Source organism: Chromobacterium piscinae, from assembly GCF_021129175.1.
Classification (GTDB): Bacteria; Pseudomonadota; Gammaproteobacteria; order Burkholderiales; family Chromobacteriaceae; genus Chromobacterium; species Chromobacterium piscinae.
Genome location: NZ_JAJOHV010000027.1, coordinates 31,602 through 41,513 on the forward strand (window position 1 = coordinate 31,602; position 9,912 = coordinate 41,513).

Annotated in this window: 10 protein-coding genes; 7 read left to right on the forward strand and 3 right to left on the reverse strand. The window is 64.6% G+C overall.

Translation table 11 applies throughout. The annotated features are described in order from the left end of the window. Nucleotides 1-90: 90 nt before the first annotated feature. The 6 genes from nagZ to LQR33_RS09935 all read left to right on the forward strand — a co-directional run bounded on the left by nagZ (nucleotide 91) and on the right by LQR33_RS09935 (nucleotide 4,590). Nucleotides 91-1,179, forward strand: a complete 1,089-nt coding sequence (gene nagZ / locus LQR33_RS09910; protein ID WP_166440772.1) for a beta-N-acetylhexosaminidase — start codon at nucleotides 91-93, stop codon at nucleotides 1,177-1,179. Nucleotide 1,180: 1 nt separating this feature from the next. Next, nucleotides 1,181-1,666 carry a hypothetical protein gene (locus tag LQR33_RS09915; protein WP_021478020.1) on the forward strand — a complete coding sequence of 162 codons (486 nt, stop codon included), beginning with the start codon at nucleotides 1,181-1,183 and terminating at the stop codon, nucleotides 1,664-1,666. Continuing rightward, nucleotides 1,653-2,081 carry a hypothetical protein gene (locus LQR33_RS09920; RefSeq protein ID WP_231468747.1) on the forward strand — a complete coding sequence of 143 codons (429 nt, stop codon included), beginning with the start codon at nucleotides 1,653-1,655 and terminating at the stop codon, nucleotides 2,079-2,081. Before LQR33_RS09915 ends, LQR33_RS09920 begins: the two co-directional genes overlap by 14 nt. Then, nucleotides 2,081-2,836 carry a competence/damage-inducible protein A gene (locus LQR33_RS09925; RefSeq protein WP_231468749.1) on the forward strand — a complete coding sequence of 252 codons (756 nt, stop codon included), beginning with the start codon at nucleotides 2,081-2,083 and terminating at the stop codon, nucleotides 2,834-2,836. The genes LQR33_RS09920 and LQR33_RS09925 overlap by 1 nt, the downstream gene beginning before the upstream one ends. A 92-nt stretch (nucleotides 2,837-2,928) precedes the next feature. After that, the gene (locus LQR33_RS09930) at nucleotides 2,929-3,480 is read left to right on the forward strand and encodes a hypothetical protein (protein WP_231468751.1); all 552 of its coding nucleotides are present in this window, start codon (nucleotides 2,929-2,931) and stop codon (nucleotides 3,478-3,480) included. Nucleotides 3,481-3,783: 303 nt separating this feature from the next. Further along, the gene (locus tag LQR33_RS09935) at nucleotides 3,784-4,590 is read left to right on the forward strand and encodes a carcinine hydrolase/isopenicillin-N N-acyltransferase family protein (protein WP_231177973.1); all 807 of its coding nucleotides are present in this window, start codon (nucleotides 3,784-3,786) and stop codon (nucleotides 4,588-4,590) included. 45 nt (nucleotides 4,591-4,635) lie between these two features. Here the strand turns inward: LQR33_RS09935 and LQR33_RS09940 are convergent, their stop codons facing one another. Beyond that, nucleotides 4,636-5,001, reverse strand: a complete 366-nt coding sequence (locus tag LQR33_RS09940) for a hypothetical protein (RefSeq protein WP_166440768.1) — start codon at nucleotides 4,999-5,001, stop codon at nucleotides 4,636-4,638. A 424-nt stretch (nucleotides 5,002-5,425) separates the two neighbouring features. Between LQR33_RS09940 and rsgA the strand changes: the two genes are divergently transcribed. Continuing rightward, nucleotides 5,426-6,451 carry a ribosome small subunit-dependent GTPase A gene (gene rsgA, locus LQR33_RS09945; protein WP_231468753.1) on the forward strand — a complete coding sequence of 342 codons (1,026 nt, stop codon included), beginning with the start codon at nucleotides 5,426-5,428 and terminating at the stop codon, nucleotides 6,449-6,451. A 57-nt stretch (nucleotides 6,452-6,508) separates the two neighbouring features. On the opposite strand, the gene LQR33_RS09950 is transcribed toward rsgA, so the two are convergent. Together LQR33_RS09950 and mmsB are read right to left on the reverse strand one after the other, a co-directional pair. Further along, complete coding sequence (locus LQR33_RS09950; protein ID WP_231468755.1) at nucleotides 6,509-9,022, reverse strand: alpha/beta hydrolase family protein; 2,514 nt, start codon at nucleotides 9,020-9,022, stop codon at nucleotides 6,509-6,511. 141 nt (nucleotides 9,023-9,163) lie between these two features. Continuing rightward, on the reverse strand, nucleotides 9,164-9,912 hold a 749-nt coding region (gene mmsB / locus LQR33_RS09955; protein ID WP_231468757.1), incomplete at its 5' end, for a 3-hydroxyisobutyrate dehydrogenase.

The following is a 9,912-nucleotide window of genomic DNA, read 5'->3' on the forward strand; positions in this document are numbered from 1 at the left end:
CGACAAGCGCGGGAACGGTTGGCGCTCCGCGCTTGTCTTTGCAATACCCGGGGCGGCTATGCGCGCCCCGCAATGGTCGAGGATGAAACCATGACCCAAACGACTTTGAATCTTCCGCGCGGCCCGGTGATGGTGGACGTCGCAGGCTTCTCGCTGACCGAGCAGGAACGCGCCCGGCTGTCCCATCCGCTGGTGGGCGGCATCATTCTGTTTCGCCGCAATTTCCAGAACATCGAGCAACTGCGCGCGTTGACCGCCGAGATCCGCGCCTTGCGCTCGCCGCATCTGTTGATCGCCGTCGATCACGAGGGCGGGCGCGTGCAGCGTTTCCTGGACGGTTTCACCCGCCTGCCTCCGATGAACGTGCTGGGCGAGGCCTGGGACCAGGATCAGGAGGAGGCGCGCAAGCTGGCTGAAACGGTAGGGTATGTGCTGGCCGCCGAATTGTCGGCCTGCGGCATCGACCTATCCTTCACCCCGGTGCTGGATCTGGACTGGGAGCGCTGCGCCGTGATCGGCAACCGCTCCTTCCATCGCGACCCGGAGGCGGTGGCCGAGCTGGCCGAAGCCTTGCAGCAAGGCCTGGGCCGCGGCGGCATGATGAGCTGCGGCAAGCATTACCCCGGCCACGGCTATGTGGAGGGCGACAGCCACCACCTGATGCCGCAGGACGACCGCAGCCTGGCCCAGATCGAACAGGATGATCTGGTGCCGTTCGCCCGGCTGGCCGACGCCGGCATGGGCGCGGTGATGCCGGCGCACGTGTTGTATCCCTCAGTGGACAGCCAACCGGCCGGCTTCTCCAAGGTGTGGCTGACCGACATCCTGCGCGGCAAGATCGGCTTCGACGGCGTGATCTTCTCCGACGCGCTGGACATGGCTGGCGCGGCAGGCGCGGGCACCTACGTGCAGCGCGCCGACGCGGCGCTGGCGGCTGGCTGCGACATGGTGCTGGTCTGCAATCAGCCGGAAGAGGCCGACACGATGCTGGCGGCGCTGCTTCCGCCGCCGCAGCCCAAGCTGGCCGAACGCCTGGAGCGCATGGCGGGCAAGAGCCGCGCCGAGGATTGGCAGCGGCTGATCGCCACGCCGGACTTCGCCGCCGCCCAGGCCGTGGTGAAGCAATTGGCGATGCCCAAGGACGCGCTGGCCGGCCCGCAGGTAGGCGAGGCGCACTGAGGTGCTGCCCGCCAGCTTGCGCGAGCTGGACGCCATCCGCGACCAGTGCCGGGCGATGGTCAACGGCCGCGCGGCGCTGTCCGCAGGCGCGTCGGCTTTGCCGGCTCCCGGCGTCGACATCGCCGCCGACGTCGCCATCTTGCTTCAGCTGATACCGGCGATCAATCAGCGCTTCGGCGTGGCGCCGGAGCAGATCGCCGGTTACGACGCGGCGCGCAAGCAGATGCTGTATCAGTTGATCCGCCGCGCCGGCAGCGCGCTGTTGGGGCTGGAAGTCACCCGCACGCTTCTGGCGGCGGTGGCCAGGCGCGCAGCGGGCCGCTGGGCCGGCAAGCAGGCGCTGAAACTGGTGCCGGTGCTAGGCTGGGCAGCCAATGCGGCGATAGGCTTCGCCGCGATGCGCTATGTCGGCAACAGCCATATCGATGATTGCTACGCTGTCTGCCGGCGCATGCTGGAGCAGGGGGCGAGCGATGGATCGCGCTGAGCTGGAGCGCTTGGCTGGCGAGTACATTGCGGACATGACCAGCATTCGCGGGCGGCGGGTATTTCGGCTGATCATGCGCGAACTGGTTGGTTTTGACCACGTGGTTTCCTATCCGTCGGCGGCGGGCGCGGCGATGCTGCTGGCTCTGGGTGAGGGTGGACGCATCGCCTGTTGCCGCAGCAATGGCAAGAGCGAGCGGGTGGAGATCGTATTTGTGGAACGTGATGGCGCCGTCGCGCGCCGCGCTTACAATCTGCTCAAGGACAGCCTGCCCGAAATCGATTGCCAATCCTTTACCATCGAGGATTTGGAAAATGGCAGTCTGGTAGCCAGGGCGCGGCCGCCGGCGGATTGGAATGGCTGGCGCGGGCTGTTGCCCGAGCGCTTACGGCGCTGTCTGATTGAAGAGGAGTGATGTCCATGTCGGTTGGCGCGCTGATCATCGGCGACGAGTTGCTGTCCGGCAAACGCCAGGATAAGCATATGCAGGCCTTGATCCGCATCCTGGCCGCGCGCGGCATGAAGCTGGCCTGGGCGGAATATCTGGGCGACAATCCCGCCCGCATCGAAGCGGCCTTGCGCCGCGCCTTCGCCGGCGGCGACCTGGTGTTCAGCTTCGGCGGCATCGGCGCCACGCCGGACGACCATACCCGGGCCTGCGCCGCCCGCGCGCTGGGCGCGCCGCTGGAGCTGCATCCGGAGGCCAAGGCGCTGATCGAGGGGCGCTTCGGCGCCGAAGCCTATCCGCACCGCATCCTGATGGGCCATTTTCCGCAAGGCGCCGCCATCATTCCCAATCCGGTCAACCAGATCGCCGGCTTTTCCTGCGGCAGCATCCATTTTCTGCCCGGCTTTCCCAGCATGGCTTGGCCGATGGCGGAGTGGGTGCTGGATACTCATTGCCGCCATCTGTTCAACGATCAGCCGGACATCGAGCAATCCTGCATTGCGATCAAAGCCCGGGAGGGAGACCTGATCGGTCTGATGCAGGACTTCACCGTTCGCTATCCGGCCCTGAGGCTGTCCTGCCTGCCCAATTTCGGCAATGATGCGATTCCAGAGATGCACATCGAATTCGGCTTCGCCGGCCAGCCAGCGTTGGTGGAGATCGCCATCGACGAATGGGTGAAGGCGTTGCAGGCGCTGGGTTATGAAGTAAGAAATAATTAAAAGCATATTTCATGAGTAATCCATTGCTTATGACCTCCATTTTTATATTCTACATCTTGAACCTCCGCAGCCCATTTTGAATGGAGATCTTGATGAAGCTGACTTTGGATCATAATGTCATCATCGACTTGATGCAGAGGAATGAAAGAGTCGATGGGTTGCGAGAGATTATCGATAGTGGAACGCATCAGGTCTTTGTGGTGGAGGTTGGCGCATCGGAGATGCGAGAGCTTGGCGTATTTCCGGATAGATATGATAAGTTCGAAGAACTTTTGAAAGATGCTGGCATTGGTTCACTTTCTCGTCTTCCTCCTGTCGCAGTTTGGGGTTGCACATTTTGGGAGCGCGCAGTGTGGTCTGACCAAATTATGTCCAACTTGATGGATGAAATTGGATGCGTATTGTTTGGAAATGTAACGAGTTTGCATGGTCCAATAGGGCGCGAGGATGCGAAAGTTTATAGGAAATGGTTGAATCGCATATGTGATGTGCTGACTATGTGGTGTCACCTGTACTATGGAAATGATGTTTTTGTGACTTCGGATCGAAATTTTCACAAAGAAACCAAGGTACGCAAGTTGATTGATATGGGGGCGGGAAGGATATGTTGGCCTGATCAATTACGGCTTGATTGCATAGAATAAGCTGAAGTTCATAGATTAATATCTGTTGTTATTGGGTTGCAGCAGCGATCCCACAGTGCGCTCCCATGGCTTTTACCGCTATCTCGGTAGGGCCTCCACCGGCCAGGTCGACAAGTACGGGGATGAGATGCTGGAGTATGTCTTTCCCGCCGCAGAGGTCTGACTGCTGCGCGCATCAGCCTCACATTTGCTTGCAAGTTGATTGAAATCCCCCGGCGCGGCCATGGCAGAATCGCTTCATTCGCCACGCGGGAGATCGTCATGCGCGCTTCATGGTTGGCTGCGGCGGCATGGCTTGCCCTGATGCATTGGCCCGTCGCGGCCTGCACCTTGTGGGGAGCGGCGGGCGCGGCTAGCGCGGATGGCACTTTGCTGGCCAAGAACCGTGACTGGAAGCCGGACCATGTGCAGTCGTTGCGGCTGCGCCATCCGGAACATGGCTACGCCTATCTGGGCCTGTACGCCGACAATGGCCGCGAGCCGGGCATCAAGGCCGGCGTCAATGAGAAGGGGCTGGCGGTGGTTGGCGCCGAGGCCAGCAGCCTGCCGCGCGAACTGCGGGCCGACAGCGCGCGCCATGGCGTTTTGACGCGGCTGCTGCGCGATTACGGATCGCTGGACGAGGTGGCCGCCGCCGCGGACAAGCTGTTTCCGCAAACGCGCCCGGTGTTTCTGCTGCTGGCCGACGCCGGCGGCCTGATGCAGGTGGAAATCGGCCAGAATGGACGCTACCAGCTCAGCCGCCAGCGAAATGGCACGCTGGCGCACACCAACCATTATTCCAATCTGTCCTTGCTGGACGGGGCGCAGAAAATCGGCCCCAGCAGCCAGGCTCGGCTCGCCCGCATCCGGCTTTTACTGGATCAGCGCCCGTCGCATGCGCTCGCGGAGTTCGAGAGATTGAGCCAGGACCATCATGACGGCCCGGACAACAGCCTATGGCGATACGGCCGCGAGCATACGCTGGCCGGCTGGCAGATGGCGCTGCCGACGGGCGCGGCGCCCAGGCTGCATCTGGTGCTGGCCAATCCGGGAGAGCAAACGCTGGAGCGGGATTACGTGCTGGACGCGGCGTTTTGGTCGCAGCCGGCGCGAACGCTGCTGCCGTAATACAAACGGCGTTTTGCTGCTGGCCGGCCTTGAACAAAGGCTGGGTTAGCGCGCCGGCGTACAGTTGGGGCCTTCCCATTTGCCGTCCATATTGAGCGTGACGCCGGGATCCTGCATCCGGCAGTCCGGAAGTTTGGGCTTGCCCTCGGCAGGGATGACGATGACGGTGGCGGCTGGCGCGGCGGCGGGCTGGGTGGCGGGGTGAGACATGTTCTGCATGTTCGCCCGCATGTCCTGATCGCGTTTGTCCGCCTGCTTCATCATGCAGTTGGCGTAAGTGTCGGTGCCTGGGTGAAAGCCGTAGCCGGAGCAGGTGCGCTGATCCATCGCGTGGATTTCCTCCGGGCTGGCGCAGGCGGTCAAGGCGGCCGCGCCGATGGCGGCGGCGATCAGTAGCGGCAGGGTTTTCATCGCTTCATTTCTCCCAGATGGGGGCGGATGCCCGATATGCGCGCCTCTCCGGCGGCGTCTTACTATCTATAGAACTTTTCCCGGGATCGATGCCGCGCGAACATGATTCCGCTTGCGGACGGTATTTTCAATTGGCATAATCTTCTTTCGTTCCGAATAGCTAAAAGGAGAATCCAATGAGCCGCGATACCCAATTTCAAGGGCATGCCGTTTGAACCGTCGCCCCGGTCGTTTCATTTCCCGATAGTTTCCCAGTTGTAAGCGGCGCCGCTCGGCGGCCGTTCCCCGGCATGTTCCTCACACCGCATCCACGCGGTGGCTAAGCCTGTCCATCAGGCGCGTTTTCCCCCATCCATTTCCGAAGGCTTGATCGAGCCTGGCTGCGCCCGGCGGCGTTGGCTTGCGAGCGTTCGCGGGAGTTTCAATGCTGAATTTCGATTTTCCGCGTCTGGCCGCCATCGGCCTGACGCCGGTATTGCTGCAACAGGCGCTGGCCAAGGCCGGCGATGAAGCGTGGCAGCTGGCGCGCGTATGCCGCGTGCAGCGCGACTGCGCGTGGGTGCATGACGGCGATGACGAGCATCCGGCCCATGCCTTGCCCGGCGTTCACGCCGCACTGGCGGTGGGCGATTGGGCGCTGTGCCAGCCGCTGGAGCATGAGCCCTGGCGCTTGCTTGAGCGTCTGGAACCCTTTAACCAGCTAGTCCGCGTCAACGACGAAGGAACGCGGCAAGCGTACGCCAGCAATGTCGATACCGCCTTGCTGGTGATGGGGCTGGACGGCGATTACAACCCGCGGCGGCTGGAGCGCTATCTGGGTCTGGCCGCCGCGGCGGGCGTGACGCCGGTGGTGGCGCTGAGCAAGGCTGACCTGTGCCCAGACGCCGAAGCCCGGCTGGCCGAGCTGGAACAACGGTTGCGGCCTCTGCCGCCCATTCTGCTGCTGAACGGCACCGATCCGGCCTGCCGCGAGGTTTTGCGGCCCTGGCTGGGCGCAGGCCAGACGCTGGTTCTGTTAGGCTCGTCCGGCGCCGGCAAGTCCACGCTCAGCAATACCTTGCTGGGCGAGGAGGCGCAGGCGGTGGGCGGGGTGAGGGCGGACGACAGCCGCGGCCGCCATACCACCACCGCGCGCACGCTGCTGAAGTGCCCGGACGGCGCTTGCATCATCGACACGCCTGGCGTGCGCACCTTGCAGGCTCCGCCGGACGCGGGCGCGCTGGCTGGCAGCTTCGCCGACATCGAGGAATTGGCCGGCCGCTGCCAGTTCCGCGACTGCAGCCATAGAGAGGAGCCGGGCTGCGCGGTGAGGGCCGGCGTGGAGGAGGATCGACTGCGCAACTACCACAAGCTGAGGCGCGAGATGGAGCGGCATGAGCAGACCGCGCTGCAGCGGCAACAACAGCGGCGTGAGTGGAAGGTCCGCAACAAGGCGGCGCGGAGGGGTTAGGGCGGCGGATGTGAAAACGCCCCGCGGACGGGGCGTTCGATTGGAAACGAAGGGCGCTTAGAGCTGGGCCGGCTGGCTCTGCGCGCTCTTCACCGCGCGCGGCGGCGCGTTCTTCACGTACTTGTCGAACCAGCTCAGCATCTCGTAGACCAGTTGCTCGTTCGATTCGCGGGCCGCGTACCAGTGCGGCTCATGCGGCAGCATCACCAGGCGGGCGGTGCCGCCGTTGCCGCGGATCGCCTCGTAGAACTTGCTGGCCTGCAGCGGCGTGGTGCCGGGGTTGGCGTCGTCGCTGCCGTGCATGATCAGGATCGGCGTTTTCAGCTTGTCGGCGTAGAAGAAGGTGGACACTTTGCGGTAGACGTCCGGCGCTTCCCATACCGAGCGGCGCTCGCTCTGGAAGCCGAACGGCGTCAGCGTCTTGTTGTACGAGCCGCTGGTGGCCGCGCCGGCGCGGAACAGGTCGGTGTGCGCCAGCAGGTTGGCCGTCATCAGCGCGCCGTGGCTGTGGCCGGTGACCGCCACGCGGTCCGGATCGACCACGCCGAGCTTCACCGCCTCATTCACCGCTGCTTCGGCGTCCATTTTCAGCTGGTCCAGATAGCTGTCGTAGGCGGCCTTGGGGTTGCCCACCACTGGGAACGACGCCTGGTCGATGACGGCGTAGCCGGCCAGCAACAGGTATTTGTATTGGTACAGGCGGGTGAAGGTTTGCTGCGAGCCGCTGATCTGGCCGGCGCTGGCCGCGTCGGCGTAGTCCAGGGGGTAGGCGTTGAGGATGGCGGGCACGCGAGTGCCTTCCTGATAGCCCGGAGGAGTGTACAACGTGAACGACAGGTCCAAGCCGTCGGCGCGCTTGTACTTCACCAGCCGCTTCTTGATCTGGCGAAGCTCCGGCGTCGGATCGACGATGCGGGTGACGGCGGTTTCGGTAGAGGCGAAGGCGGCTTCGCCCTTGTCGGCGCCGACCGGCGCGCCCAGGGTGCGCAAGAAGGCGTTCGGCGCCTCGGCCGGTGTCTGGCGCCAGGTGAGGAAGCTGCCGCTACCCTTGGCCGACAGGCCGATGAAGCGTTCGTAGGCGGACTTGTCGCTGCGGAACAAGCGTTGGCTGTCGCCGGTCTTCAGGTTTAGTTTGTCGAGGAAGGGCCGGTTGCCCTGCGGCGACGCGCCGCCGCCGGACAGGTAGATGGCGTCGCCGTCCAGCTGGATCACCCGTTCTCCGCTGGGCAGGGCGCGGCGCACCGGGCTGCCCGGATCGGCGTATTTGTCGTCGTAGGACAGGTCCCACAGCAGCTTGCCGGCTTGCTGCGGCTGATCGACGTTGACGACGCGGGTTTGACGCCAGTGTTTGTTCAGATCGACCTCGCTGACCAGCGCGATGTCGGCGCGCTCGGTCCAGTCCAGGCCGGCGAAGCGCTGCGCGGTGCGCAGGATTTCAACCGGCGGCGCGGTGAACGGCGCTTTCTGCATCATCACCTTGTCGCGGGCCTGCACGGTGTTTTTCCAGTCGCCGCCGTCCAGCGCCTCGGCCCACAGCAGCGTGGCCGGCTCGGTGGCGCGCCAGAAGAAGTCGCGCGGGCCCAGCGGCTCGCCGTGCACCGGCACGCGGTCGGCCAGCGGCAGCGAGGCGATGGCGTGGACGGCCACGCGGCCGGGGTTGGCGATGTTCCAGACTTCCACTTCATGCGGGAAGCGTTCGTAGGTGGTGACGTAGGAGTAGGGCTTGCGCACGCTGGACACCAGGATGTGCTTGCCGTCCGGCGCCGGGCCCACGCTGTCGTAGATGGCTGGCTGGCCCAGCGGCGTCGCCTTGCCGCTGGCGGCGTCCACCAGCGTCAGCTGCGACGCGCCGTAGTAGTCGAACAAGGCCTCGTCGTGCGGGCTGGACAGCGTGTCGCGGGTTTCGTAGGTGCTGCTTTCGCCTTGGCCGCCGCCGCTGTCCTGCACGCTGGGGCCGTCTTGCGTCCTGGCCTGAGTCGGGGCCGCGCCCAGCTTGGCCGGCACCGCCTTGACCAGCAGGGTCTTCTGATCCGGCATCCATTGCAGCTCGTCGTTCAGCATCGGGTTGAGGCGGATGCCGGGAATCTTGCGGATCTTCCCATTGGCGGCGTCGCCCACCCACACCTCGACCGAGTCTTTGGTGGTGTTGGCGAAGGCGAAGCGTTTGCCGTCGGCAGACCAGACCGGCGCGTCCGGGCAAGCGCCGGCCGGCAGCGCGATCGCCGTTTCTTTGCCGCCGGGGACGCTCACCAGCTTTAAGCTTTCCGCGCACGGGGCGATGCCGTAGCCGCCCGGCGTGTCATGCTTGCTGCGGTTGGCCGGTTCGATCCGGGTGCCGGCCAGTTTCAGATAGGGCGCGGCCACGCGCGCGATGGACGGATATTCCTGCCAGGCGACCAGCAGCATATTGTCCTGGGTCGGGCTGAGGCTGGGGCCGGGCAGAGATGGCGCGCGCATCACTTTGAGGATATTGGCCGGCGGTTGCTGGTAGCCGGCGGCGATAGCGGCGGGCAAGGCGCAAGCCAGCAGCGTCGCGGCGGCGATGCCTTTCAGGGCGAGGGAATGAGACATATTCATCCTTGGTAGACTTTGTTCTTATCCGATTCGGGGCTGCCGAAACAAGAAAGGAGGGCGCCTGAGCGCCCTCCCTGTCGCAGACATGACATGAATTTATCACATGTCATATCGCTGTGGCAGTTATCTGGACCTGTTTCAATTCAGCGAGTGAAAGTGTTTGACGATGCTGGAAAAGTCCAGCTTGCCGTTGCCCTGGTGCACGTGCTCCTCGTACAGATTGCGCGCCAGCGCGCCCAGCGGATTGGCGGCGTGGCTCTGCAGCGCGGTTTCCTCGGCCAAGCCCAGGTCCTTCAGCATCAGCTCGGACATGAAGCCGCCGGCGTAGCCGCGGCTGGCCGGCGTGTTGTCCATCACGCCGGGCCAGGGGTTGTAGAGCTCGGTCGCCCAGTTGCGGCCCGAGCTCTTGCTGATGATCTCGGACAGCACTTTCGGGTCCAGGCCGTTCTTGACGCCCAGCGCCAGCGCCTCGGCGGTGCCGGCCATCAGGATGCCCAGCAGCATGTTGTTGCAGATCTTGGCGGTCTGGCCGGCGCCGGCGCCGCCGGCATGGAAGATATTCTTGCCCATCGCCTCCAGCACCGGGCGGGCGCGGGCCAGGTCTTCCGCCGCGCCGCCGACGATGAAGGTCAGCGTGCCGGCGGCGGCGCCGGCGGTGCCGCCGGAGACCGGCGCGTCCAGCATGGACAGGCCTTTTTCCCGCGCGCCTTCGGCGACTTTGCGCGCGGTGCCGGCGTCTATGGTGCTGCAGTCTATGATCAGCGTACCCTTGGGCAGCCTGGCGAACAGGCCGTTATCGCCCAGATACAGGCCGGCCACGTGCTTGCCGGCCGGCAGCATGGAAATCACCACGCTTGCGCTCTCGGCCGCGTCGGCGGCGCTGGAGG